The organism is Pseudoblastomonas marina (genome assembly GCF_014641655.1).
Lineage (GTDB): Bacteria > Pseudomonadota > Alphaproteobacteria > Sphingomonadales > Sphingomonadaceae > Alteriqipengyuania_A > Alteriqipengyuania_A marina.
The window spans coordinates 980,868-1,004,965 of sequence record NZ_BMID01000001.1 but is presented as its reverse complement, the minus strand read 5'-3'; the positions used below and the strand labels follow the sequence as shown (position 1 = coordinate 1,004,965).

At 67.0% G+C, this 24,098-nt stretch carries 28 protein-coding genes; 10 read left to right on the top strand and 18 right to left on the bottom strand.

Features of this window, described 5'->3' with window-relative positions; genetic code table 11:
* Positions 1 to 60 precede the first annotated feature (60 nt).
* A complete protein-coding gene (serB, locus tag IEW49_RS04855; protein ID WP_229658088.1) occupies positions 61 to 954 on the bottom strand; it encodes a phosphoserine phosphatase SerB in 894 nt (297 codons plus the stop codon).
* Between serB and miaA the strand changes: the two genes are divergently transcribed.
* Positions 947 to 1,897: a tRNA (adenosine(37)-N6)-dimethylallyltransferase MiaA gene (gene miaA, locus IEW49_RS04850; RefSeq protein WP_188641620.1), complete on the top strand. Its 951-nt coding sequence runs from the start codon at positions 947 to 949 to the stop codon at positions 1,895 to 1,897. The genes serB and miaA overlap by 8 nt on opposite strands.
* A 70-nt stretch (positions 1,898 to 1,967) precedes the next feature.
* Complete coding sequence (locus tag IEW49_RS04845; protein ID WP_188641619.1) at positions 1,968 to 2,300, top strand: hypothetical protein; 333 nt, start codon at positions 1,968 to 1,970, stop codon at positions 2,298 to 2,300.
* 137 nt (positions 2,301 to 2,437) lie between these two features.
* Here IEW49_RS04845 and IEW49_RS04840 read toward each other — a convergent pair whose 3' ends face one another.
* The 3 genes from IEW49_RS04840 to IEW49_RS04830 are packed head-to-tail and all read right to left on the bottom strand — an operon-like array spanning position 2,438 to position 5,018.
* Positions 2,438 to 2,986: a hypothetical protein gene (locus tag IEW49_RS04840; RefSeq protein WP_188641618.1), complete on the bottom strand. Its 549-nt coding sequence runs from the start codon at positions 2,984 to 2,986 to the stop codon at positions 2,438 to 2,440.
* Between the two features lie 26 nt (positions 2,987 to 3,012).
* Positions 3,013 to 4,635: a M56 family metallopeptidase gene (locus IEW49_RS04835; RefSeq protein WP_188641617.1), complete on the bottom strand. Its 1,623-nt coding sequence runs from the start codon at positions 4,633 to 4,635 to the stop codon at positions 3,013 to 3,015.
* Positions 4,632 to 5,018, bottom strand: a complete 387-nt coding sequence (locus tag IEW49_RS04830; RefSeq protein WP_188641616.1) for a BlaI/MecI/CopY family transcriptional regulator — start codon at positions 5,016 to 5,018, stop codon at positions 4,632 to 4,634. Before IEW49_RS04830 ends, IEW49_RS04835 begins: the two co-directional genes overlap by 4 nt.
* Positions 5,019 to 5,160: 142 nt before the next feature.
* On the opposite strand from IEW49_RS04830, the gene IEW49_RS04825 reads away from it, so the two are divergent.
* Positions 5,161 to 5,736: an ATP-dependent Clp protease proteolytic subunit gene (locus IEW49_RS04825; RefSeq protein ID WP_229658087.1), complete on the top strand. Its 576-nt coding sequence runs from the start codon at positions 5,161 to 5,163 to the stop codon at positions 5,734 to 5,736.
* 27 nt (positions 5,737 to 5,763) lie between these two features.
* Here the strand turns inward: IEW49_RS04825 and IEW49_RS04820 are convergent, their stop codons facing one another.
* The 3 genes from IEW49_RS04820 to IEW49_RS04810 are packed head-to-tail and all read right to left on the bottom strand — an operon-like array spanning position 5,764 to position 6,951.
* Positions 5,764 to 6,039, bottom strand: a complete 276-nt coding sequence (locus IEW49_RS04820; protein WP_188641614.1) for a TehB-like domain-containing protein — start codon at positions 6,037 to 6,039, stop codon at positions 5,764 to 5,766.
* Positions 6,036 to 6,479: a hypothetical protein gene (locus tag IEW49_RS04815; protein WP_188641613.1), complete on the bottom strand. Its 444-nt coding sequence runs from the start codon at positions 6,477 to 6,479 to the stop codon at positions 6,036 to 6,038. Before IEW49_RS04815 ends, IEW49_RS04820 begins: the two co-directional genes overlap by 4 nt.
* Positions 6,472 to 6,951 (bottom strand): group III truncated hemoglobin, encoded by a 480-nt coding sequence (locus tag IEW49_RS04810; protein ID WP_188641612.1) that lies wholly within the window; start codon positions 6,949 to 6,951, stop codon positions 6,472 to 6,474. The genes IEW49_RS04815 and IEW49_RS04810 overlap by 8 nt, the downstream gene beginning before the upstream one ends.
* An 83-nt stretch (positions 6,952 to 7,034) precedes the next feature.
* Between IEW49_RS04810 and IEW49_RS04805 the strand changes: the two genes are divergently transcribed.
* On the top strand, positions 7,035 to 7,469 hold the full coding sequence (locus IEW49_RS04805; protein WP_188641611.1) for an RrF2 family transcriptional regulator: 435 nt from the start codon (positions 7,035 to 7,037) through the stop codon (positions 7,467 to 7,469).
* Between the two features lie 9 nt (positions 7,470 to 7,478).
* Here IEW49_RS04805 and IEW49_RS04800 read toward each other — a convergent pair whose 3' ends face one another.
* The 5 genes from IEW49_RS04800 to sdhC form a co-directional block, all read right to left on the bottom strand.
* Positions 7,479 to 8,258: a glycoside hydrolase gene (locus tag IEW49_RS04800; RefSeq protein ID WP_229658086.1), complete on the bottom strand. Its 780-nt coding sequence runs from the start codon at positions 8,256 to 8,258 to the stop codon at positions 7,479 to 7,481.
* 101 nt (positions 8,259 to 8,359) lie between these two features.
* Complete coding sequence (locus IEW49_RS04795) at positions 8,360 to 9,076, bottom strand: hypothetical protein (RefSeq protein ID WP_188641609.1); 717 nt, start codon at positions 9,074 to 9,076, stop codon at positions 8,360 to 8,362.
* A gap of 34 nt (positions 9,077 to 9,110) precedes the next feature.
* Positions 9,111 to 10,940: a succinate dehydrogenase flavoprotein subunit gene (sdhA, locus tag IEW49_RS04790; RefSeq protein ID WP_188641608.1), complete on the bottom strand. Its 1,830-nt coding sequence runs from the start codon at positions 10,938 to 10,940 to the stop codon at positions 9,111 to 9,113.
* Positions 10,940 to 11,326, bottom strand: a complete 387-nt coding sequence (gene sdhD / locus IEW49_RS04785; protein WP_188641607.1) for a succinate dehydrogenase, hydrophobic membrane anchor protein — start codon at positions 11,324 to 11,326, stop codon at positions 10,940 to 10,942. The genes sdhA and sdhD overlap by 1 nt, the downstream gene beginning before the upstream one ends.
* Positions 11,326 to 11,718 (bottom strand): succinate dehydrogenase, cytochrome b556 subunit, encoded by a 393-nt coding sequence (sdhC, locus tag IEW49_RS04780; RefSeq protein WP_188641606.1) that lies wholly within the window; start codon positions 11,716 to 11,718, stop codon positions 11,326 to 11,328. Before sdhC ends, sdhD begins: the two co-directional genes overlap by 1 nt.
* 112 nt (positions 11,719 to 11,830) lie before the next feature.
* Between sdhC and IEW49_RS04775 the strand changes: the two genes are divergently transcribed.
* From IEW49_RS04775 to IEW49_RS04760, 4 genes are read left to right on the top strand one after another with little or no spacing between them, the layout of a single operon-like run.
* Entirely contained in the window at positions 11,831 to 12,541 is a 711-nt protein-coding gene (locus tag IEW49_RS04775; protein WP_188641605.1) for an SDR family NAD(P)-dependent oxidoreductase, read from the top strand.
* On the top strand, positions 12,541 to 13,437 hold the full coding sequence (locus IEW49_RS04770) for a 50S ribosomal protein L11 methyltransferase (RefSeq protein WP_188641604.1): 897 nt from the start codon (positions 12,541 to 12,543) through the stop codon (positions 13,435 to 13,437). The genes IEW49_RS04775 and IEW49_RS04770 overlap by 1 nt, the downstream gene beginning before the upstream one ends.
* A gap of 10 nt (positions 13,438 to 13,447) precedes the next feature.
* A complete protein-coding gene (locus IEW49_RS04765; RefSeq protein WP_188641603.1) occupies positions 13,448 to 14,131 on the top strand; it encodes a DUF2459 domain-containing protein in 684 nt (227 codons plus the stop codon).
* Positions 14,128 to 14,541 (top strand): hypothetical protein, encoded by a 414-nt coding sequence (locus IEW49_RS04760; RefSeq protein ID WP_188641602.1) that lies wholly within the window; start codon positions 14,128 to 14,130, stop codon positions 14,539 to 14,541. Before IEW49_RS04765 ends, IEW49_RS04760 begins: the two co-directional genes overlap by 4 nt.
* Here IEW49_RS04760 and bla read toward each other — a convergent pair.
* The 3 genes from bla to ligA are packed head-to-tail and all read right to left on the bottom strand — an operon-like array spanning position 14,522 to position 18,256.
* Positions 14,522 to 15,616 (bottom strand): class A beta-lactamase, encoded by a 1,095-nt coding sequence (gene bla / locus IEW49_RS04755; protein ID WP_229658085.1) that lies wholly within the window; start codon positions 15,614 to 15,616, stop codon positions 14,522 to 14,524. The genes IEW49_RS04760 and bla overlap by 20 nt on opposite strands.
* A 35-nt stretch (positions 15,617 to 15,651) precedes the next feature.
* Positions 15,652 to 16,191, bottom strand: coding sequence for a DUF7010 family protein (locus tag IEW49_RS04750; protein WP_188641601.1), 540 nt, complete (start codon positions 16,189 to 16,191; stop codon positions 15,652 to 15,654).
* Between the two features lie 16 nt (positions 16,192 to 16,207).
* Positions 16,208 to 18,256, bottom strand: coding sequence for an NAD-dependent DNA ligase LigA (gene ligA / locus IEW49_RS04745; RefSeq protein WP_229658084.1), 2,049 nt, complete (start codon positions 18,254 to 18,256; stop codon positions 16,208 to 16,210).
* Between the two features lie 104 nt (positions 18,257 to 18,360).
* On the opposite strand from ligA, the gene IEW49_RS04740 reads away from it, so the two are divergent.
* Complete coding sequence (locus IEW49_RS04740; RefSeq protein ID WP_188641599.1) at positions 18,361 to 18,852, top strand: DUF2165 family protein; 492 nt, start codon at positions 18,361 to 18,363, stop codon at positions 18,850 to 18,852.
* Here IEW49_RS04740 and recN read toward each other — a convergent pair.
* Positions 18,849 to 20,513: a DNA repair protein RecN gene (gene recN / locus IEW49_RS04735; protein ID WP_188641598.1), complete on the bottom strand. Its 1,665-nt coding sequence runs from the start codon at positions 20,511 to 20,513 to the stop codon at positions 18,849 to 18,851. The genes IEW49_RS04740 and recN overlap by 4 nt on opposite strands.
* A 147-nt stretch (positions 20,514 to 20,660) precedes the next feature.
* Between recN and IEW49_RS04730 the strand changes: the two genes are divergently transcribed.
* Positions 20,661 to 21,815 carry a GGDEF domain-containing protein gene (locus IEW49_RS04730; protein ID WP_188641597.1) on the top strand — a complete coding sequence of 385 codons (1,155 nt, stop codon included), beginning with the start codon at positions 20,661 to 20,663 and terminating at the stop codon, positions 21,813 to 21,815.
* A gap of 35 nt (positions 21,816 to 21,850) precedes the next feature.
* Here IEW49_RS04730 and IEW49_RS04725 read toward each other — a convergent pair whose 3' ends face one another.
* Complete coding sequence (locus IEW49_RS04725; RefSeq protein WP_188641596.1) at positions 21,851 to 22,678, bottom strand: outer membrane protein assembly factor BamD; 828 nt, start codon at positions 22,676 to 22,678, stop codon at positions 21,851 to 21,853.
* Positions 22,679 to 22,754: 76 nt separating this feature from the next.
* On the bottom strand, positions 22,755 to 23,909 hold the full coding sequence (gene proB, locus IEW49_RS04720; RefSeq protein ID WP_188641595.1) for a glutamate 5-kinase: 1,155 nt from the start codon (positions 23,907 to 23,909) through the stop codon (positions 22,755 to 22,757).
* Between the last annotated feature and the right edge of the window lie 189 nt (positions 23,910 to 24,098).

Here is a 24,098-nt window from a genome sequence, read left to right as displayed (position 1 = left end):
CTTACTTACACAAGTGTAAATATAATCCAAATGCGGATCGGTTCCAAGCCCCCTTCGCGTTCAGCCGCCCTTCCCCGCCGACCATTCGCGCTCGGGAATGCCGAGCAGCCGGAGCATGGCGGTCAGGTCGCGGCTCTCGATCCAGCCGTCGGCGGCATCGCGCGCGGCGGGCTTGGCGCGGAAGGCAATGCCGTAGCTCGCCTCGCGCAGCATCGGCGCGTCGTTCGCCCCATCGCCCATCGCCAGCGTGATCCCGCCCTCGCCGAGCGCGGCGGCTTCCTCGGCCAGCGTACGCGCCTTGGTCGAGGAATCGCTGATCGCGCCGAGCAACCCGCCGGTCAGCCTCCCGTCGCGAGTGGCGAGCCGGTTGCCGACCACGCGATCGAATCCGAGCTGCTCGGCCACCCGGTCGGCAAAATCGTGGAAACCCCCGGTGACGAGCACCGAGCGGCACCCCTTCTGGGCGAGCGTCGCGACCAGTGCGCGCGCGCCGGGCGTGGGATGGATCCGCTCGGCCAGGCACTGCCCGATCGCGTCCTCAGACAGCCCTTCGAGCAGCGCGACGCGTTCACGCAGCGCCGCCTCGAAATCGAGCTCGCCCTGCATCGCGCGCTCGGTGATCGCCGCGACCTTGTCCTTGAGCCCGGCAAAATCGGCCAGCTCGTCGATGCATTCCTGCCCGATCATGGTCGAATCCATGTCCGAGACGAACAGCCGCGGGACCGCGATCGCGCGGTCGGAAACGAGCAGGTCGCAAGGACCGAATTGCGCGTCGAGCACGCGGCGCAGATCCGCCGCCTCGCCATGCGGCAGTTCGAGTTCGAGCACCTCGCCGCAATGTTCGAGCATATGCGCGTTGGCGACGGGCATGTCGCAGGCCGCGAGCGCGGATAGCGCGCCTTCGAGGCTTGCCTCCAGTGTGGCCGGTTCTGCTATCAGGCGGGCGATGAGCAAGCGCGAGACTCCTTGGAAAAGCGGGAAACCACCGCTGGCGCTCATCGCAGGGCCGACCGCCAGCGGCAAGACCGCGCTCGGGGTCGCGCTCGCACAGGCGCTCGCGGCACGCGGCACGCCGGGCGTGGTGATCAATGCCGACAGCGCCCAGGTCTATCGCGACCTCGCCGTCCTGAGCGCGCGCCCGACCGAGGCGGAAATGGACGGTGTGCCGCACCGGTTGTTCGGTGCATGGGACGGGGCCGACGCCTGCTCCGCCGCCGATTGGGCCAATGCGGCGCGGCGCGAGATCGAGAACGCGCATCTCGCCGGGCAGGTGCCGATCCTCGTCGGCGGGACCGGGCTTTACATGCGCACCCTGCTCGACGGGATCGCCCCGGTGCCCGAGATCGACCCCGCGATCCGCGTCGAGGTGCGCGATCTGCCGCAGGACGAGGCGCGCACCGCGCTCGAGGCCGAGGATCCCGCCGCCGCCGCGCGGCTCGCCCCGGCGGATCGCACGCGGACGCTGCGCGCGCTCGAGGTCGTGCGCTCGACCGGGCGCCCGCTGTCCGACTGGCAGCATGAAAAGGCCGGCGGGATCGCGGCGGATATCGCGCTCCATCCGCTCGTACTGCTCCCCGATCGCGACTGGCTCTACGAGCGCTGCGAGCGCCGTTTCGAGCTGATGCTCGACGGGGGCGCGATCGAAGAGGTCGAGGCGCTGCTCGCGCGCGGTCTCGATCCCGCCCTCCCCGTCATGCGTGCGATCGGCGTGCCCGAGATCGCGGCGCTGCTGCGCGAAGAATTCTCACGCGAGGAGGCGATCGCGGCCGGCGCGACCGCGACGCGGCAATATGCCAAGCGGCAATACACCTGGTTCCGCAACCAGCCCCCTGCCGGCTGGCCGCGCGGGGCCGTCCCGCCGGACGTCGGACCGTGGGCCGACGCGATACTGGGATAAAGGATTAAGCACCTTTACACCGCCCCGCCGGCGCGGCAGTTTCGCCGCTTCCAAACGGGAGGGAAAATACATGAAATTCGTTTTCGCGCTCGCCGCGATCCCTGCAGCCGCACTCGCCATGACCGCCTGCTCCGAAACCGCGGAGCCCGCGCCCGAACCGGTCGAGGAGGCGCCCGAACTCACGCCCGAGACCGTCACCGACGCCGATTGCAACGCCGACCAGTTCCAGGACCTCGTCGGGACGATGCTGACCGACGAAAAGCTCTACGAAATCCAGGAAACCAATCCCAACACGCGCGCCTACAAGGAAGGCGCCCCCGCGGTGGCGACCAATTTCGTCGGCACCCGCCTCAACCTGCTGCTCGAAGACGACCGCACCATCCTCGAAGTGCGCTGCGGCTGAGCTGGATGCGCGAGGGGCGGGTGCGCTGGAGATCGCACCCGCCCGGATCGCGCCTGTCCGTTCGCCCGGGCCGGGACTGATGGCGCGGGCGCGGACCGTGTTGGGGAAAGCGCGACCCAATCGGGTCCGCGCGACACTCAGTCTTCGGTCGCGGTTTCCAGCTCGACGATCCGGCGATCGAGCGCAGCCAGCGCGCGCGCCTTGGCATCGTCGCCGAGGGACGTTTCGGTCGCCAGCGTACCGCGCGCCTCGCGCAATGCCTTGAGCACCGACGCCCGGCCTTCGGAGCTGCACACCTTGAGGCGGACTTCGCCGGTGGCCTGACGCTCGCATTCCATCTCGCGCCCGCTGAAGACGATCATCTCGCGATCGGCGAGCCGCTCCTCGGTCAGCGCTCGCAGTTCGGCTTCGGACAGGTCCGCGCCCTCGCCCATCTTGACGATCCGCACCTCGACTTTTTCCATCTCGTCGAGTTCGCGGGCGACTTCGGCCCCATCGGCGCCGCGGCGGACCACGCGCACCTTGTGTTCGACCTTCTTGCCGTTCTCGGCATCGTCGGTTTCGATCACGACCACCCGGCGATCGACCGAGACGTCTTCCTCGATCTCGATCTCCTGCGCCATCAGCGGCGTCGAAGCGAGGCAAGTCGCGGCGGCGAGCGTCGCAAGCATTGCATTGGTTTTCATCGTTCGGGTCCTCCCATCCTTCGAAATCAGTCGGCGCGCAGCGCCTTGTCGAGCGCTTCGAGCGCGCGTTGGCGCTGGGTCTCGGTCAGGTCCTTGTTCGCCTTGATCTCCCGGCGCGCCTCGGCGAGCGCCTCACGCTGGACCTTGGCGAAATCGAACGTCGAGCAGGGCACCGCCTCGCCATCCTTCTTGCATTCGGCGATCACGCCGTCCCTGGCGACCGCGCGCTGGAGCTCGAGCACCCTCGGCAGTTCCGCCTCGACCATCGCCATCGCGGAAGACTGGAGCTTCTCCATCTTGGCGTGCCATTCGGGGCTCTTCTCGACCCGCACCTCGAGACGCTCCATCTCCTTGCCCAGCTTTTCGAGCTCGGCGAGCTTCGCGGCGTCGACCATGCGGACATCGCCGAGGTCGAGCATGACTTCGATATCCTTCACGCCCTTTGCCCGGAGCCTGGCCGCGGCGCGATCCATCGATGCGGCGCGGGCCTGCATTTCCTTTTCGGACATGACCTTGCCGTCCTGCACGAACACGACCCGCATCTCGCGTTCGAGCTCCTTCGCCGCTTCGGCGATCGCCTCGGACCGTTCCTCGATCGCTTCGGCGAGTTCCTCGGCCTCTTCCTCGGTCACCGGCGCGGCATCGGGATCGACCTCGCGGATCACCACGCGGTCACCCTCAACCTGCGCATCCTGCGAAGCCCAAGCATCATGCGCCACGCTCGGGGTCGCATAGGTGAAGCTCGCGGTCAGCGGCAGCGCGAGCAGGCCGGTGGCGAGCGCGGCGCGGCCGGCCCAGCGGCGGCGGGGTGAAATGTCGGCCATCGACAGGCTCCTCAACCGCTGGATGATGCTCTTTTCCCCGAGCACCGGGCAAGCCATCGGTGCGGCCAGTGCCAGATCGGGACCGGCCGAAAAGCGCGCGATGGTCTGCGCATAGGCGGCGCGGGTGGCATCGTCGCGATTGGAGATCACCCGTGCGTCGCAGGCGGCCTCCTGGTCGCGCCGCAGCGCGCGCCAGCCGAGCCAGCCGAGCGGGTTGAACCAGTGCAGCGCGAACAGTGGCTGGGCGGCGAAATTGGCGATCAGGTCGCCGCGCTCGTGATGCGCCATTTCGTGCGCGATCGCGAGGTTGCGGGTGCGCTTGTCGGCGGTTTCGAGGAAATCGAGCGGCACCGCGATCACCTTGTCGACGATCCCGAAGGCGAGCGGACTCTCGGTCTCGCCGGTCTCGACGATCCGCACCCCACCGATGCGGAGTTTCTCCTCCGCGCCGTCGAGCAGGCGCGCGCGCATCCGGAAATAGGCGAGATAGCGCCAGCCAAGCATCACCGCGGCACCGGTCAGCCACGCGCCGATCGCGAGCGCGAACCACAGCCAGCTCGCATCGGGCTGCGGCGCCGGTTGCGCCTGCATCGCCATCAGCACCACCGGGTCGATCGCAACCATCGGCGCGGGCGCGGCGGCGACTTCGGGGGCGAGTGCGGCGGGCAGTTCGATCACGGGCACGAACAGCCGCGCGAACGGCAGCAGCCACAGCATGTAAGCGGCCTGCGCGCCGAGGTGGCGCGCCACCGGGCGGCGGACGAGCAGGACCAGCGCGATCAGCGCCCCGGTCCAGACCAGCGTATCGAGCAGCCAGTCGATCATGCCTTCATCTCCTTCAGAAGCTTCTCGATCTCGGCGATATCGTCATCGGTCAGCGCTTCGGCCTCGGCCAGGTGCGCGACCAGCGGCGCGGCGCGGCCGCCGAACAGCCGGTCGACCAGGCGGCGCGATTCGCTGGTGCGATAATCGCCGCGTTCGAGCAGCGGGCGGTAGAGAAAGCGGCGGCCGTCGGGCTCGGTCGCGAGCGCGTTCTTCGACACCAGCCTCGACAGCAGCGTCTTGACGGTGGCGATCGACCAGTCGCGCCGCTGGCAGACTTCCTCGCACACTTCGGCGGCGGTACGCGGGGATTTTTCCCACAATACTTCCATCACCGCGTGCTCGGCTTCGGAAATCCGTTCGTTGGTGTCGGCGTTGGAGGACATGCCTCTCTCCCTTGCTGCGATTCGTTTACAGGTGTAATTGCAATGATTACGAATGTAAACAGCCAAACGGTGCATGGTTTTCTGCAAACGACACGGAACGCTGCCCCGCCCCAGCCTGTTGCAACGACAGCAGGAGGAACCCGTGGCACGCGACAACCAGACCACCGATCATCGGCAGAACGTGCTGACTTCGCCGCAATTGCGGCTCGTCGGGAGCGTCGACGAGGCGATGTACGACGAATTTCGCAACCAGCTGTCCGCCGCGCCGGGCGACGGGCCGCTGACGATCGCGATCACCACGCTCGGCGGCAATCCCGAGATCGCGCGCGCGATGGCGGCCGATGTCCGGCTGATCGCCGAAACGGGCCGGACGCTCTATTTCCTCGGCAAGGCGGCGGTCTATTCGGCCGGGGCGACCTTCATGGCGGGGTTCCCGATCGACTGTCGCTTCATGACCGAGGGGACGAGCCTGCTGCTGCACGAGCGCCAGATCACCCGCACGATCAACCTTTCGGGCCCCCTGCGCAGCTGCACCGCGCAGCTCAAGGCCGCGCTCAACGAGATCGAGCACTCGATCACGATCGAGGAAGACGGCTTCCGCGCGATCGTCGACGGGTCGGAGGTCGACTTCGAGGAATTGCGCGAGAAGGCGCCCGACAATTGGTACATCACCTGCGAAGAAGCCGCCGAGCGCGGCCTGATCGGCGGGGTGATCTAAAGCGGCCCGACAGAACCGCCGACTGGATTACGCTTCGCGCAGGAAATCTATCGTCAGTTCGAACGCGCCCGTCGGAACGAGGTGGTGCGGCCTTAGCGGCGGGATCACCAGCGTGTCGCCCTCGCCCAGCTCGACCGCCTCGTCCGCATCATCGTCCCACGCCAGCCCGACGCTGCCCGAGAGCACGGTGATCCTGCCCCAGGTCCCCGGTTTGAGGCTGTGCTCGCGCAGCAGTCCCTCGGGCACCGACGCGCGATCGAACGGACCGATGGTGTGATAAATATCGAGCGCGGGCGTACTCATGCGGTCACCAGTGCGATGACGGCGACGCCGATCCCGAAACCGGCGACCGCGAGCGGGACGATCAGGATCTGCGCATAGACCGAGATCGCATCCATCGGGCCGGTCCAGGTCTGCAGCGGCTCGCCGCAGTCGAGCGGCGATTGCGCCTCGGGCCCCGCCTGCGCCGCGCCGATCCGGGCGACACCGAAATAGATTGCCGTGTAGAGCACCGAGATCGCGATCGCGAACAGCGCCTTCCCGCTCGCTGAGGTCGCGATCGCCAGCGCGGTGAAGAACGCCGCGTAGCAGCCGAGCATCGCGAGCCAGACCCGCGCCGGCAGCTGGAAGCCCTGGTTGGCGGGCGCGACCGGCGGGGCGGCGACAGGCGTCACCAGCGCATCGACCGCGTGGATCTCGGTCGCGGTGCTTTCGTCGAATTCGAAATGGCGGTCTTCAAACATGCGGGAGGTCCTTTCCGGCACTGGAGCCCGACAGGCCGTCGCGGTTGACGGCGATCCCGGTGAGCAGGCTGTCGGCGATGGAACGGGCGCGACCGGCGACCAGCGAGGTGCCGCCGGGATCGCGTTCGAGGCTGCGTAGCGTGTCGTAGAAAAGCTCGAGCCAGCGGGCGAAATGGCGCTGCTCGAGCCCGGGAATGGCGAGGTGTTTCTGCATCGGGTTGCCCGAGAACTCGCCGCTGTTGAACAGGATCGAGCGCCAGAACCGCTTCATCCGCTCGAGGTGGACGGGCCAGTCCTCGATCCGCTCGGCGAAGATCGGCCCGAGCATTTCGTCCGCCCTTACCGCGGCGTAGAAGGCCTCGACCATCCGCGAAACGAAGGCCTCGTCCACTCCCAGCGCCTCGGCCTGCGCGCGCTTCGCCTTGCGCGCCTGCAGCACTTCGCTGCGGGTCCGTTCGCGTATTGCAGGCATCGATCGCTCCGACTCGTTAACAGGTATTTGATATACCCCTTACGGCACTTGCGATAAAAAGCAATATTCAATATACCTCTTTTATGCAGCTCAACCTCCGCACCGATTACGCCCTGCGCATGATGATGGCGCTCGCCGTCTGCGACGATACCGTCTCGATCGACTGGATCGCCGAGCGCTACGCGATCTCGCGCAACCATCTCGCCAAGGTCGCGCAGGACCTCGCGGCGGCGGGCTATATCGAGACCCAGCGCGGGCGCGGCGGGGGCTTGCGGCTCGCGCACCCGGCCGAGCGGATCAATGTCGGGGCGGTGGTGCGCAAGCTCGAACATTTCGAGGGGTTCGTCGCCTGCATGGGTGGCAAGGCCGATTGCGCGATCGACGGCGCCTGCGGGCTCAAGCCCGCGCTCGGCGGCGCGCTCGAGGCCTTCCTCGCGCATCTCGACAAGTACACGCTCGCTGACATTACCGCCGATCGCAACGCGGTGCTGCGCCGACTTGCCGCCAACGCGGCCTGAGCCGACGGACTAGCAGACCTCGGCGGTGTTCTCGGGGATCGGCCCCGGGGGAACGCGCGCCTCGCTCAGATAGAACGGATCGCCTTCGAGCCGGTGACCGCTGCCATAGGCCCGCGCGAGCACGCGGTAGAGGCGCGGGTCGTAGGCGCGCAGGTCCTCGTGATCGAGCACGCGCGTGCCGTCCATCACCGCGAGGCGGTTCGAATTGAACCAGAACTGTGTGCCCTCGGCCCAATATTCCTCGACCGTGGTGGTGGCGTACTCCTGGTACCACAGCCTGTCGGCGAGCGCGGCGGCATAGGCGGCGTCGATATCGGCCGCGAGCGCCGGATCGACCGCGCGGATCGCATCGTGCACGCCATGCGCGAATTCGTGGACGAGGATCGTCTCGCCCCAATAACGCGAGCTCCGCAGGCCTAGCACGTCCTCCTCCGCCGCGACCGCACGCTTGCCGCCGATCCCGCGCACCCGCGCGTTCCAGTACTGGCGATCGGAGAGTGCGCCGATCCGCGCATCGTAATGCTTGCGCTCGCAGCGCGTCAGCCGCGGATCGTCGGGCCCCGGCTTGGTCCAACCGCGATTCTCGGGAAGGTCGGTGATCGCCTCGTCCTCGGCCATGATCGCGACGCGATAGTCGTTCGCCGCCAGCCACTGCGCGAGATCGGGCCGATCGATCAGCATCGCGGCAATCATGTCGCGCGCGGCGAACAGCGCGTCGGACGAGACGCGGTTCGACGACAGGACCGGAATGCCCGCGGCGGGCACGTATTGCGTGTAGAACGGATCCACCCGTAATCCGGCGGGGGGTCGCGAAGGCGCCATTTTAGGGCTGCACGATGTGAGGGCGAGGCCCACCGCAACCGCGCACGCAGCGCTTCCAAGCGCCATGGTCAACGAGCCAGCGGTACCTTTTCGACGTCCTCGGGGCATTCCACGACACTTCCCATTTCCAGCGGCTTGCGTCCACTGTTCAGAATTCGAAGGGCGCGGGGTCCGCGTTCGAACGACATCAAAGCACAAAAATGGCCGCGGCTCGAAATCTCCGTGCCGCCATCCTTCACCATACCTGCGGGGGCGTTGTCCAACATATAGCGGAAGTCGTTCTCGGTGATGTCCATGATGAGGAAGACGGGGCTGGTCTGGACGATCCAACCATCCTTCTTGTGCTTATATCCTTCACTGAAATACGCGCGGGAGATCGAGACGTAGCCCTCGAAACGCTCAACCTGATCTGCCGGGAAGTAAGCCCGAACCCGCTCGATGGTGTCCGCGACGCTGAGGAGCAGCCAGCCGCTGAAGACCCAGGCGAACCACATCACGGCGGCGACGAAGAACGAGCGCAGCTCGGATAACTTGGTTTCGCACCAGCGGTAGATCGAGACACCGGCGACGATCGACGTCACAAAGACGAGGAAACCGCCCGCGGCCCATACGCCAGAGGACGGCGCATAGACGATTTCGGTGTCAGGTAACTCGGCCCATTCCAACCATAGCAGAAGCGGGAGGAAAACAAGGATCGGCGTATAGAACGCGATTCCCGCGGCCCAGCCCATTTCGGCCAGCTCGTCCTTGATCCCGGGCCAACCGAACCGCGGCGAACGCCTCAAGCCGAGCTGATTTTCCCCGCCCTTCGGTTCCAGCTCAATACACCCGCTTCTTCGGCTCGATATACTTGATGTCGTCGGTCAGCGTGAACTCGTGCACCGGGCGGTAGCCGATATCGACCTTGCCGCCCTTGCCGCCCCAGCCGTCGAAGGTGGCGATGGTGTGCTTCATCCACTTGGCGTCGTCGCGCTCGGGGAAATCCTCGTGCGCGTGGGCGCCGCGGCTTTCCTTGCGGTTCTCGGCGCTCGCGATGGTCACGTTGGCCTGCGCCATGAGGTTGTCGAGCTCGAGCGTCTCGACGAGGTCGCTGTTCCAGATCAGCGAGCGGTCGGAGACATGGATGTCCTCCATGCGCTTGTTGACCTGCTTGAGCTTCTCGACGCCCTCGGACAGCAGCGCGCTGTCGCGGAACACCGCGCAATGCGCCTGCATCGCCTTCTGCATTTCCTCGCGCACGCGGGCGGTCGGCGAACTGCCGTCGGCATGGCGGAAATGGTCGAGCCGGGTGAGCGCCATCTCGGCGCTGTCGGTCGGGAGCTCGTCCTGGTTCGCGCCGCTCTTGATGGTTTCCTTGAGCCGGAAACCGGTGGCGCGGCCGAACACCACGAGGTCGATCAGTGAGTTCGAGCCGAGGCGGTTCGCGCCGTGGACCGAAACGCACGCCGCCTCGCCCACTGCGAACAGGCCGGGGACGATCTTTTCCGGATCGTTGGGATCGCCCGCGATCACCTCTCCGTGATAGTTACAGGGGATGCCGCCCATGTTGTAATGCACGGTCGGGGTGACCGGCAGCGGCTGGCGCGTGAGGTCGACGCCGGCGAAGATCTTGCCGCTCTCTGTGATGCCCGGCAGGCGCTCGGCCAGCACCTTGGGATCGATATGGTCGAGGTGGAGGTAGATGTGGTCGCCATCGGCGCCCACGCCGCGTCCCTCGCGCATTTCGAGCGCCATCGAGCGCGATACCACGTCGCGGCTGGCGAGGTCCTTCGCGCTCGGCGCATACCGCTCCATGAAGCGCTCGCCCTCGGAATTGGTGAGGTAGCCGCCCTCGCCGCGCGCGCCTTCGGTGATCAGCACGCCCGCGCCGTAGATCCCGGTCGGGTGGAACTGGACAAATTCCATGTCCTGCAGCGGGAGCCCCTGGCGCAGCACCATGCCGCCGCCGTCGCCGGTGCAGGTGTGCGCGCTGGTGGCGGTGTAGTAGCAGCGGCCGTAGCCGCCAGTCGCCAGCACCACGCCCTGCGCGCGGAAGCGGTGGATCGTCCCGTCGTCGAGGCACATCGCGATCACGCCAACGCACTTGCCGTCCTTCATGATCAGGTCGATCGCGAAATATTCGATGAAGAAATCGGCGTCGTATTTGAGGCTCTGCTGGTAGAGCGCGTGGAGCATGGCATGCCCCGTGCGGTCCGCCGCGGCGCAGGTACGCTGAACCGGCGGGCCCTCGCCCATGTTCTGCATGTGGCCGCCGAACGGGCGCTGGTAGATCGTGCCGTCATCGTTGCGGCTGAACGGCACGCCCGCGTGCTCGAGTTCGTAGACCGCGTGCGGCGCCTCGCGCACCATGTATTCGATCGCGTCCTGGTCACCGAGCCAGTCGGAGCCCTTGACGGTATCGTACATGTGCCACGACCAGTGGTCGGGCGTGTTGTTTCCGAGCGAGGCAGCGATCCCGCCCTGCGCCGCCACGGTGTGCGAACGGGTCGGGAAGACCTTCGAGATATTGGCGGTCTTCAGCCCGGCCTCGGCCGCGCCCATCGTCGCGCGCAGGCCCGATCCGCCCGCGCCGACCACGACGACGTCGTAGGTGTGGTCGATGATGTTGTAGGCGCGTCCGCCGATTTCGAACGTGTCAGCTGCGGCCATCAGGCGGCTCCTGCGAAGACGATGCGGGCGATGCTGATCAGCGCGAAACCCGCGCCGGCAAACGCCGCGATATTGAGAAGGGCATTGAGGGCGAAGCGGTTGCCCGCGGTGTTCACGTAATCCTCGACCAGCACCTGCAGGCCGAGCCGCGCGTGCCAGAACACCGAGATCACCAGCAGCGACAGCGCCAGCGCGGGCAACGGGCTCGCGACCCACTTGGCGAAACCGGCGTAGCCGTAATCGTCGAGCAGCAGGAAGCTGATCACGAGGAACAGCACCGCGACGAGGTTGCCGATCGCGGTGAAGCGTTGGAGCAGCCAGTGATGCGTGCCGTGATGGGCGGAGCCGAGGCCGCGCGCGCGGCCGATGGGGGTTTCATGAGCCATCAGAGCACTCCCTGCTTGGCGAGCACGACCAGCCAGAAGCCGATCGTCAGGACCACGCCGATCACGGTGGTCCCGATCGCCCAGGTCTTGTTGGTATCGAGTTCGTAGCCCGCGCCGATATCGAGCACGAAGTGGCGCAGGCCCGATGCGAGATGGTTGAAGAACGCCCAGGTCAGGCCGATCAGCACGATGTATCCGATCGGCGAGGAGGCGGCGAGCGCGAAGGTCTCATAAGCCTCGGGCCCGCTGGCGAGCGCGCCGAGCCACCACAGCAGCACGGGCAGGCCGACCAGCGCGAGCCCGTCCCCGCTGACGCGGTGGAGGATCGAGGTCAGCATGTGCGGACCCCATTTCCAGATTTGCAGATGCGGTGAGAGCGGTCTTCCGGCCATGGGCTTTCCTGTCGCGTGAATTTCTGGCCCGTCCCTTAAAGGAATGAGGCCGCGAGGCAAGGTGGGGAAGCACATCATTGTGATCGGCAATGTCTCGGTTTATCGCGCGGCCATGACCAATATTCTCCTCACCGGATCCTCGCGAGGGATCGGCGCCGCGGCGCGCAGCGCGCTCGAAGCGCGCGGCTGCACCGTTATCGGGCATGGCTCGAAAGCGCACGACCCACACACGATCGGCGCCGACCTGACCGACCCGCAGGCCCCGCAATTGCTTTGGGAAGAGGCGCTCGAGCGCGCCGGCGGAAAAATAGACGTGCTGATCAACAACGCCGGGTTCTTCGACCCCAATCCGCTCGACCGTTCGGACATCGAATGGCTCGACGGGTGGGAAGAGACCATCCGCATCAATCTGACCGCCGCCGCGCAGCTCTCGCGCTATGCGGTGCGGCACTGGCAGGACAGCAATGCGGGCGGGCGGATCGTCCATGTCGCGAGCCGCGCCGGGCATCGCGGCGACAGCCCCGCGCATTGGCACTACGCCGCGGCCAAGGGCGGGATGCTGGCGATGCACAAGACGATCGCGCGCGCCTATGCCTCGGAAAACATCCTCAGCTACGCGATCACGCCGGGATTCACCGATACCGCGATGGCGGGCGATTACCTCGAAAGCCGCGGCGGCCCGGGCCTGCTCGCCGACATACCGCTCGGCCGCGTCGCCGAACCCGAGGAAATGGCCGCGATCATCGCCTTTTGCGCGCTCGACGCCCCGCCGAGCATGACCGGCGCGACGATCGACGCCAACGGCGCGAGCTACGTCCGCTGATGGCCAGCTGGAAACTCACCGGCTTCGGCAGGAAGCCCTGGATCGAGGCCGCGCTCGCGCGGCAGGAAGAACGGCTCGACTGGGATCCCGAGATCGTCCTCACCGGGTTCGAGATCGCCGAGGACAAGCCCGACGACTGGCGGCTCGACGCCTATCTGCCGCGCAACCCCTCGAAGGCCGATCGCGCCGCGATTGCCGCGCTGTTCGCCGGCGACGCGCCCGACTTCACGGTCGAGAAGCTGCCCGAGACCGACTGGCTGACCGAAAGCCAGCGCGGGCTCGACCCGATCCGCGCGGGCCGCTTCCACGTCCACACGCCCGACCACGACCCGGACCCCGAAGCGGTCAATTTCGTGATCCCCGCGGCGCAGGCCTTCGGCACCGGGCATCACGAGACGACCGCGGGCTGCCTCGCCCTGCTCGACGCGATGAAGAGAAGCGGCGTGGTCGCACGCGACGTCGCCGACATCGGCACCGGCACCGGCCTGCTCGCCTTCGCCGCGCGCGCGCTGTGGCCCCGGGCCGATTTCACCGCGACCGATATCGATCCGGTGTGTCTCGGCGTGATCGAGGAAAACGCGCGGCAGAACGACATCCCGCTCGGCGCGAGCGCGGGCGAGGTGCTCCCCGTGATTGCGCCGGGGATCGATGATCCGGCGATTCTCGTGCGCGCGCCCTACGACCTGCTGATCGCCAATATCCTCGCCCAGCCGCTGATCGACCTCGCGCCCGATTTCGCCCGCGTGACCGCCCCGCGCGCGAACGTGCTGCTCGCGGGGCTGCTCGAAACGCAGGAAGCCGCGGTGCGCCGCGCCTATCGCTGGCACGGCTTCCGGCTGGCGGGTCGGCTGGTGAAGGGCGACTGGTCGATCCTGTGGCTGCGCAAGCGCGGGTGACGCTTGGGCGATGAGGGGGATCGCGAAGTTCATCGGCAAGGCGCTGACCTGGATCGCGCTCTTCCTGGGCCTCGTCATGCTGTGGAACTGGGCGGGCAGCTCGATCCCGCGCAATGCCGGCGCCGAACCGGCCGAGAGCGGCGTCGAGATCCTGCTCGCCACCAACGGAATCCACACCGAACTGGTCCTGCCCGTGACCTCGCCGCAGAAGGACTGGCGCGAGACCTTCCCCAGCATCGATAAAGACTATCCCGGCCGCGCGATCACCCATATCGGCGTCGGCTGGGGCGACCGCGAGGTGTTCCTCGAGAACCCCAGCTGGGGCGATCTCGAAGCGCGGACCGTGTGGCGCATCGCCACCACCGGAGGCCCGGGCGTGGTCCGCGTCGATCACCTGACCAATCCCGGGCCCGGCCCGAACAAGCGCCCGATCCGGCTGAGCGAGCGGCAATATGCCGCGCTGGTTGCCGCGATCGAGGCCGAGCTCGCGCCCGCCCCCGCAGGCCGCGAACGCCCCGTCCTCACCGGCTTCCGCGCGCAGGACCGTTTCTACGACGCGCGCGCCGACTACACGCTCGGCAACACCTGCAACCAGTGGACCAGCGACCGTCTCGCCGATGCGGGGGTCGAGACCGGCTACTGGACGCCGTTCGCCGGCGGGGTGATGAAATGGGTCGAGGAGCCGGCGATGTGATCGAACAATTGCGCAGCAGGCTGACGCCTTCGCCCTACCTGACCCGGATACTCGGCAACACGTTCGTTGGTGGAATTGCTTTCATCTTGAGCTTCGTGGTCGGAACTGACGGCTTGCCCGATGCCAATCTTCTTTTTGTGATCCCCTGGCTCGCGGCGGGATTCTTTGTCGTATTTTCGGGCTATTTCTTGAGCCTTATCATCCTCGCCAACGTGACAAGGCATTGGGGCAAACCGATCTTGGCAAGCGGGCTCTTCGCGGCGCATTTCTGGTTCTTCTCATGGTTGATGTCGCCGAAAGGCCGGTCATTTTTCAACGACGAGGCTGGTCTGCAACTGTTTGCAATCAGTTCGGTGCTGGTTGCACTTCTCGAACTGGTTTTCATGAGGTTCAATCTGGCAACGAAGTAGCTTCGTGGTACTCCACCACCGCGGCGACCACCTCGTGCATCATCGCCATCCGCTCGGGCACGCGCTGTTCGGTGCGCGCGATCATCACCGCGACGGCGTAGCGCCTGCCGTCGGGGGCGGTGATGAGGCCGATATCGTTGTAGCCGGTCTGCTCGTGCACCAGCGCCTGCCCGGTCCCGGTCTTGTGCGCGATCGTCCAGCCCGGCGGCAGCCCGCCCTTCAATCGGTTCGGCCCGCTGCGCGTTTCGGACAGGATCTTGAGGAAGCGCTCGGTGCTGTCATCCGACAGCAATTCGCCTTTCGCCAGCCGCGCCAGCGCCGCGACCACCGCCACCGGCGGTGCGCCGTCGATCGGGTCGGCGAGATAGCCTTCGTAAGCGGCACGGCGATCCTCGTCGGGCACCGCGTCGCGCGCATCGTAGAAATTGCGTTCGAGCGAATAGGCCTGTTGCCAGGTCAGCCCCGCGGTCGCGCTCTGCTTGGTCCGCTCGTCGGTGCCGAAGCGGATGCTGCCGAGCCCGAGCTTGTCGAGCGTACCCTGCACCGCATCGGGGCCGCCGACGCGCCGCAGGATCACGTCGTTGGCGGTGTTGTCGCTGCGCGTCAGCGCGCGGTCGAGCAGGTCGGCGTAATCGGTAGAGACCGAGCCCTTGCGCAGGACCTCGGCGCGGATCGGCTGGTGGAACAGCGTCAGGTCCTCGCGCCGCACGATCCGCGGCTCGTCGAGCGCCAGCTTGCCCTCGTCGACCTGGCGGAACGCGGCGAGCGCGACCCAGGTCTTGGTCACGCTTTGCTGCGGAAACGGTTCGAGCCCGCGGTAATGCATCGTGCGGTCGCTTTCGACCGGGCGCACCGCGATTCCGACCTGCCCGGCGAATTTGGAGCCGATCTCGTTCAGCCGGCGGTCGAGCGCGGCTTCCTCGGGGGTCGGCAGTTCGACTTCGATCAGCGCCTCGGCCTCTTCCGCCACGGGATCCTTCGCCTGTGCCGACATGCGCGGCAGGACGAGCACCGCGAGCGCGGCGATCCCGAGCACGGGGAACAGGACGGCGATGAATCTGACTGCGTGCGACACGCTGATTCAACGCGTCGCTGCCGCGAAGTTCCGAACTATTCGGAGGTGTTGCCCGCGCGCAGCCAAAGGATTCCCCCGAAGACGAGCTCGGTCACCGCAACCGCAACGGTCACGAAATTGGTTTCGAGCCACCCGGTGAAGATCGCCAGCGCGCCCAGCGCCGTGACGCCTGCGCCCAGCAACCAGAAAATCGCGAGACCATAGGCCGTGCGGAACGCGAAGTAATGCGTGCCCACGGCGATCGCGGCGAGCGGGATGACCCATTCGGGCTTGAACGGCAGGAACAGCCACGCCGCGACCAGGCCCCCGATCATCGCGATCGTCCCTTCGAGCACCAGCTTGCCGAACGGATTGGTCTTGCTTTCGCCGCGCCGCTTGAGGATCGCGCGGTTGATGAAGAGCGCGAACGGGAAGATCAGCATGCCGCCGAAAAAGAGTGCGAGGAACGCCGCTTCGACCCCCTGCTGGCGCTCGACGAAGGCAGCCGCCAGCCAGATCAGCCCGGACACCACCACGCCGGGTCCGCCATCGGTATAGGCCTGCCGCAATTCGGCCTGCGCCGCTTTCACTTCCATCCGTTTTTCTCCCCCCCTACTTGGCCGCGGCGACGATCTCCGCCCAGCCGGCCTCGTCGATCACCTCGATCCCGAGTTCCTCGGCCTTCTTGAGCTTGCTGCCCGCACCCGGCCCGGCGACGAGCAGGTCGGTCTTCGCGCTGACCGATCCGGAGGCCTTGGCGCCGAGCCGTTCGGCCTGCGCCTTGGCCTCGTCGCGGCTCATCGTCTCGAGCTTGCCGGTAAACACGACCGTCTTGCCCGCGACGGGCGAATCCTTCGTTTCCACCTCGTAACGCGGCGGCGACACTTCGGAGAGGATGTCGTCCCACACGCCGCGATTGTGTTCCTCGTGGAAGAAGTCGCCCAGCGCCTCGACCACCGCGCCGCCGATCCCGTCGATCGAGGTGAGTTCGCCCGCCGCATCCTCGTCGCCCGCGCGGGCCTTCTCGGCGACCTCGCGCAAGGCGGGCAGGGTGTGGAAATACTTCAGCAAATCGCGCGCGGTGACCGCGCCGACATGGCGGATGCCGAGCCCGAACAGCAGCCGCGCGGCATCGGGCTCGCGCCGCGCCTCCACGCTCGCGAGCAGCTTGTCGACCGAGGTCTCCTTCCACCCGTCGAGCGCGAGGATATCCTCGCGGCGGTCCTTGAGGCGGAAGATATCGGCGGGGCTTTCGAGCCAGCCCTTCGCGAAGAACTGGTCGATCGTCTTCTCGCCCAGCCCGTCGATATCGAGCGCGGCGCGGCTGACGAAATGCTTGAGGCGCTCGGTGCGCTGCGCGGGGCAGATCAGCCCGCCGGTGCAGCGGACATCGACCTCGCCCTCTTCGCTCACCGCCTCGCTGCCGCATTCGGGGCAATGATCGGGGAAGACGAAGGGTTCGCGCTTCGCATCGGGGGTGAGGTTCTCGACCACCTGCGGGATCACGTCGCCCGCGCGCTGCACCAGGACCCGGTCGCCCGGGCGCACGCCGAGCCGTTCGATCTCGTCGCGATTGTGGAGCGTGACATTGGTCACCGTCACCCCGCCCACCAGCACCGGCGCGAGGCGGCCCACGGGCGTCAGCTTGCCCGTCCTCCCGACCTGGATATCGATGCTTTCCAGCGTCGTCTCGGCCCGCTCGGCGGGAAATTTGCGCGCGATCGCCCAGCGCGGCGCCTTGGCGACGAAGCCCAGCCGTTGTTGCAGATCGAGCCGGTCGACCTTGTAGACCACGCCGTCGATTTCATACGGCAGGTCAGCGCGTTGCTTGGCAATCTTCGCATAATGCGCGAGCATTTGCTCGAGGCTTTCGCAGCGCGTGAAGAACGGCGAGACCGGGATACCCCATTCCGCGATCCGTTGCATCACCTCGACCTGGCTTTCGCCCGGCACTTCGGACGCCGCGCCCCAGCCATGCGCCCAGAAGCGCAGCGGCCTCGCGGCGGTGACACTGGCGTCCTTCTGCCGCAGCGATCCGGCAGCGGCATTGCGCGGATTGGCGAAAGTCTTGCCTCCCGCTTCCTCCTGCCGCGCGTTCAATTCGGCAAACGCCGCGCGCTCCATATAGACCTCGCCGCGCACTTCGAAGATTTCGGGCGCATCGTCGGGAAGCTGCTGCGGGATATCGGCGATATGCGCGACATTGGGCGTCACGTCCTCGCCCACCTGCCCGTCGCCGCGCGTCGCGGCGCGGACCAGCACGCCCTGCTCGTAGCGTAGCGAAAGCGAGAGCCCGTCGATCTTGTCCTCGGCGGTGAAGACGAGCGGCGCATCCTCGCCGAGAGCGAGGAACCGCCGCACCCGCGCGACGAATTCGGCCACCTCCGCATCGTCGAACGCATTGTCGAGGCTCATCATCCGCACCTCGTGCGTCACCTTCGACAGCGGCGAGGCGGCGATCTCGTGCCCGACCTTCTTCGACGGGGAGTCGTCGCGAACCAGATGCGGAAACGCCTCCTCCAGCGCCGCATTGCGCCGGACCAGCGCATCGTATTCCTGGTCGGTGATTTCGGGCGCGTCGTCGGCGTGGTAGAGCCGGTCGTGCTTGGCGATCGCGCGGGCCAAACGCATCAGTTCATTGGCTGCGTCGGCTTCGGTCATGTCCACAGGCGCTGTCGCCGAAATTTGATCCTGTCCCATTCGCCTCGCTATGCCTCAGCCACGGCACCGGGGAAAGTGCCGCAAACGAGACCAAGGGGGGAAACATGACCGACCGGATCATCAAGGCCGTGGTGGTAGCATCCATCGCGCTGTTCGCGCTGCTTTACGTCGCGCACAATATCGCCAACCTGCCGCAGGCATACGATTTCTTCGTCTACACCACGAGCCATGTCGACCAGGAAGCCTATCCGGTCACCTTGCTGCCGGTGCCGCCGGCCTTCCTGATCGTGATCGCGATCGTGGTGGTCTTCACGCTCGAGGCGATCGCCGGGATCCTCGGGTTCTACGGTGCCTGGCACCTCTGGACGCTGCGCAAGGCGGACGCCGCGAGTTTCGAGGCCGGTAAGAAATGGGCCAAGATCGCGCTCGCCTGCGCGGTGTTCAACTGGTGGGGCCTGTTCCAGGGCATCGCGGTCGCGGGCTACCAATTGTGGCAGATGCCGCTCGGCGAAGGCCCGTTCTACGGCTCGTTCTTCTACGGTGCGATGGCGATGATGGCGCTGATCTATGTCAGCCTGCGAGACGTCGAAGCCTAAACACCCTCCAGCAAGCGATCCGCCTGCGCGCGCGCCTCGGGCGTCACCTCGGCCCCGCTGAGCATGCGCGCGATCTCTTCCTGCCGTCCGCTCTCGTCGAGCCGCGCGACGCTGGTCTTCGTGACGGTGCCGGTGGAGGACTTGGCGATCAGGTAGTGCGTCGTACCGCGCGCGGCGACTTGCGGCGAGTGCGTGACGGCAAGGAGTTGCCCGTCGCTCGCCAGCCGCGCCAATCGCTCGCCGATCGCGCTGGCGACCGCGCCGCCGACGCCGCGGTCGATTTCGTCGAAGATCACCGTCGCCGCGCCGCCCTCTTCCGCCAAGGCCACCTTCAGCGCGAGGATGAAGCGCGACAATTCGCCTCCGCTCGCGATCTTGTTGAGCGGGGCGAAATCGGCGCCCGGATTGGTCGCAATCAGGAATTCGACCGCGTCCATGCCGTGCGCGCCCCAGCGTTCATCGGGCAGCGCCTCGACCTTCGTGTGGAACCGTGCGGCATCGAGCTTCAACGGCGCGAGTTCGCCCGCCACCGCAGTGTCGAGCTTCGCCGCCGCCTTGCTGCGCGCCTCGTGCAGCGCCTGTGCCTTGGCGCGGTAGGCATCGCCCGCGTCTCGTGCCGCCTTCTCCAGCGCGCCGATCTCGGCCTCGCCGCCCTCGATCGCGTCGAGCTTGCCGCGTAGCTCGGCCATCTTGGCGGGCAATTCGTCGGCCTCGCAATCGTGCTTTCGGGCGAGCGCGCGCAGTTCGAACAGGCGGGTTTCGGCGCGGTCGAGTTCGGCGGGGTCGTGGACCAGCGCCTCGGCGGCGCGCGCCAGCGCTTCCTCGGCCTCGCCCGCCTCGATCACCGCGCGGTCGAGCGCGTCGAGCGCGGCCTGCAACTGGTCGTGTTCCCCCGCGATCCGGTCGAGCCGCCGCGCCGCGCCGCGCAAGGTCGCCAGCGCGCCGTCCGAGCCTTCCCACAGCTGCCGCAGTTCCTCGAGATCGCCCGACAGCCGCTCGCCCTTCTGCATGTTGGCGCGTATCGCGGCGAGCTCGGCCTCCTCGCCTTCCTCCGGGGCTAGGTTGGTCAGTTCCTCGAGCCACGACAGCAGCAGATCTCGATCGGCGCTCGCCTGCGCGATCTCGGCCTTGGCCGCGGCGAGTTTCTCTTCCGCCGCGCGCCATTCCGCCCACGCCGTGGACACTGCCGCCACATCGCTCCCCGCAAACCGATTGAGCAGCGCCCGGTGGCCACGCGGATTGACGAGCCCGCGATCGTCGTGCTGGCCGTGGATCTCGACCAGTGCGCCCGCGATCTGGCGCAGCAGCGCGACGCCGACCGGCTGGTCGTTGACGAAGGCCTTCGAGCCGCCGTCCGCCTTCAATTGCCGCCGGATGATCAGCGGTTCGCCCGGCTCCAATTCGAGATCGGCATCGTCGAGCGCCTCGGCCACCGGTGCTGGCAGCGCGTCGAACTCGAACGATCCGGTCACGCTCGCTTTCGCCTCACCGCTGCGCACCAGCCCGCTATCGGCACGGTTGCCGAGCACGAGGCCGAGCGCGTCGAGCAGGATCGACTTGCCCGCGCCGGTCTCGCCGGTGAGCACGCCGAGCCCGCGCGAAAAGTCGAGGTCGAGCGCCTCGATCAGCACGATATTGCGGATGGAAAGGCGGGTGAGCATCGCGGGATCGTTCCTAACGCGTTCCCCCTCGGCTTGGTAGCGTTGTCGGCCCGCGCACGAACAGCTTTCTCGCCCGCGCGGAATTGTCCCCAGAAAAGGGGACAGGCTTTAGTCAATATTAGAGGTTTTCTCCTAGCACCCGCCGTAATGGAACCGATCAAGTCCAGCTGGGTCGTCGAACCCACCGTGCCCAAGGAAGTGCGCGCCGACTATGCGATCGTCGCGGCGCAGCACGTGCGCGCGCAGGAGCCGCTGCTTCTGGCCGGCTTCACCTTCGGCGTTCCCTGCGCGATGCTGATGGGCGAGTCGCTCCCTGTCCTGTTGCGCTTCGGTCTCCCGACCGCGATCTTCGTGCTGTGCCTGCTCGGCGTGGTGTTCCGTCCGCGCTTGCCGACCACCGAGCGCGAAGCCACCCGCTCGCTGACCATGGCGACGGCGCGAACGGGGGGCATCATTGCGCTCGGATCGGTGTGGTCGATCCTCTCGTGGCAAGGCGCGGACGAAGCCACACGCTTCGGATTCCCGTTTTTCATGGCCTTGGGCGTGATCGTGACCGGCTATGCCTTCGCCAAGGTCCGCCGCCTGGCCGGCGCCTGCCTGATCGTCGGGATATTGCCGATCGCCACGGTCGTGCTGGTGCAAGGAAACCTGGTTGAAAAGGCCTGCGGCGCTGCGATGGTCGTGGCGGCCGTCTTCCTCTTCATCATGGCGAGCAACAATCGTCGCTTCCTCGTCGAACTGCTCGAGAAGCGCCAGGCGCTGCACCAATTGTCGCGCTGCGATTCGCTCACCGGTCTGCCCAACCGCCGCGCCTTCCTCGACGACGCCTACGAACTCGGGCGGACGGCCGATCACCTCCGGCTCATCCTGCTCGATCTCGATCGGTTCAAGGCGATCAACGACAGCTACGGTCACGAAATGGGCGACCGGGTGCTGTGCGCGGTGTCGCGGATCATCGAGAAATTCGCGCTGCCGGGCGTCGCGGTCGCGCGGGTCGGCGGCGAGGAATTCGCGCTGGTCGGACGGATCGACGACCTCTCGGCGGTGGCCGGGCTGCACCTGCTCACCACGCTCCGCCAGGCGGATATGCCGCACGGCACCCGCGTCACCGCGAGCATCGGCATGGCGAGCGGTCCGCTCAAGTCGGACGACGACTGGAAGCTGCTCTATTCGCTGGCCGACCAGGCGCTCTACGAAGCCAAGGCCGAGGGCCGCGACTGCGCCGTCGCCGGATCGAGCGACGCGCCGACCGACGCGGCCGTTGCCGACGAAGGCCAGGCCCGCGATCACCGCGCAGCCTGATTCCCGGCTAACCTATTTCGCAGTAATTCAGGAATTCAGCTCGCGGCGCTGGCGACCGTCTCGGGGGCGTGGCGCTGCATCAGCTCGTAGGCGCGTTCGTACCATTCCGAGCCCTGGTAGTTGCGGCCGAGCACCGCGGCGGCCTTCTTCGCCTCGGCCGGGATGCCGAGCGCGAGGTAGCTTTCGACCAGCCGGAACAGCGCCTCGGGCGCATGGCTGGTGGTCTGGTAGTTCTCGACCACCTGCCGGAAGCGCAGCGCGCTCGCCAGCCACTTGCCGCTGTTCTGGTAATAGCGGCCGATTTCCATTTCCTTGCCCGCGAGGTGATCGTTGACGAGGTCGATCTTGAGCCGCGCGTCGGTGGCATAGTCGGTCGCCGGGTAGCGGCGCACGATCTCGCGCAGCGCGGTCAGTGCCTGTTCGGTCACCTTCTGGTCGCGCGTCACATCGCTGATCTGCTCGTAATAGCTGAGCGCGATCAGGTAATAGGCGTAGGGCGCATCCTTGTTGCCCGGGTGGATCGAGAGGAAGCGCTGCGCGCTCTGGATCGCCTTGTTGTAGTCGCGCGCGGTGTAATAGCTGAAAGCGCTCATCAGCTGGGCGCGGCGGGCCCAGGGCGAATAGGGATGCTGGCGCTCGACCTCGTCGAACAGCACCGCGGCATCGCGCGACGCCCCGCGATCGAGCCGTTCCTTCGCCGCCATGTAGAGCGTTTCGACGTCGCGCGCGACATAGGCAGTGTCCGACGGACCGCCCCCGGCACCGCCGCCGCAAGCGGCGATCGAAAGGGTGCCCGTGGCGAGGATGGCGGCGCGCAGGGCCCGCGAAATCGGGCGGCGCGGCGAAACAGGGGTGATCGTCATGGCAGCGCGTATAACCAGCCGCGCGCTGAACGCCAAGTGAAGTCAGCGTGCCAGTGCCGCGTAAATTGACGCCGCGTCAGATGGTGGGGTCGGAGGTGCCTTCGGGCAGATCCCAGCGCAGGTGGCGCTTGACCAGTGAAACGAGGTTCTTCGAGCGCACGATCTCGCCCTTGGTCTTGTAGCCGAGCAGCTGCTCTGCATCGAGATGCGGGTTGACCGCGAGCACGCGCAATTCCTCCGAGGTGAAATCGGACAGGCCGCGCGCCCGCTCGATCCCGTCCTCGTCGTAGATGTGGAGCACGTCGCCCCGCGTGAATTCGCCGTCGATCCCCTTGATGTCGGCGCGCATCACCGCGCGATCGCCGTCGATGAGTTCCTCCGCGACCTCGTTCGAAACGCGCAGGCTGCCCGCCATCTGGAGCCGGTTGGCGATCCAGCTTTCCCACCCGGAGGCGGCGTCCTCATGCGCGACGAAGCGCGTGCAACGCCGCTCGCCGTCGAGGATCGAGGTCAGCGGGTGGTCGACCTCGCCATGCGCGATATAGGTGGTGACGCCGGCTTCCTGCGCGATATTCGCGGCCATCAGCTTGGTCGTCATCCCGCCGGTGCCCAGCGTGCTCTTGCCCTTGGTCGCTTCCATGAACGGGGCGACGTCGGTCACTTCCTCGATGAACTTGGCACCCTCCTCGTCGGGGTGGCGATCGTAGAGGCCGTCGACCTCGGTGAGGATGATGAAATCGCGCGCATCGACCATCTGCGCGACCTTGGCCGCGAGCCGGTCGTTGTCGCCGACGCGGATCTCCTCGGTGGTGATCGAATCGTTCTCGTTGACGATCGGCATCACGCCCGCTTCCATCAGGCGGAACACGGTGTTGCGGGTGTTGAGGAAGCGGCGATGGTCCTCGAAATCGCCCAGCGTCAGCAGGACCTGCGCGATCTCGATGCCGTATTCGTGGCCGATCTGCTTGTAGGCGTTGGTGAGCAGCGGCATCCCGCAGGCGGCGGCGGCCTGCTTGTCGCTGATCCCGGCGCTCTCGGGGGTCTCCCCCACGGTCTTGAGCCCGAGCGCGACCGCGCCCGAGCTGCACAGGATCACGTTCGTCCCGCGATCGCGCAGACGCGCGATATCGTCGAGCAGGCGCTGCATGAAGCCGAAGCGCGGTGTGAGGCGATCGGAGTTCGCGACGAGAGTCGAGCCGATCTTGACGACGACGGTATTGCTTCTGGACATCAGGAAATATCGGTTTTGTGCGGCATGCCCCTTCACCTAGGGGCTGGCCGCGAATTAGACAACCGCGTGCAATTCTTGCTGGAGTGTGTTATAAAGTAACCACTTCGCCGCAGTTCCGCCTGCCGGCGCACTCATTTTCCGACGATCCGCGTCTTGATCGCGCCCCGCGCGAACAGCCGGGGCCCCCGG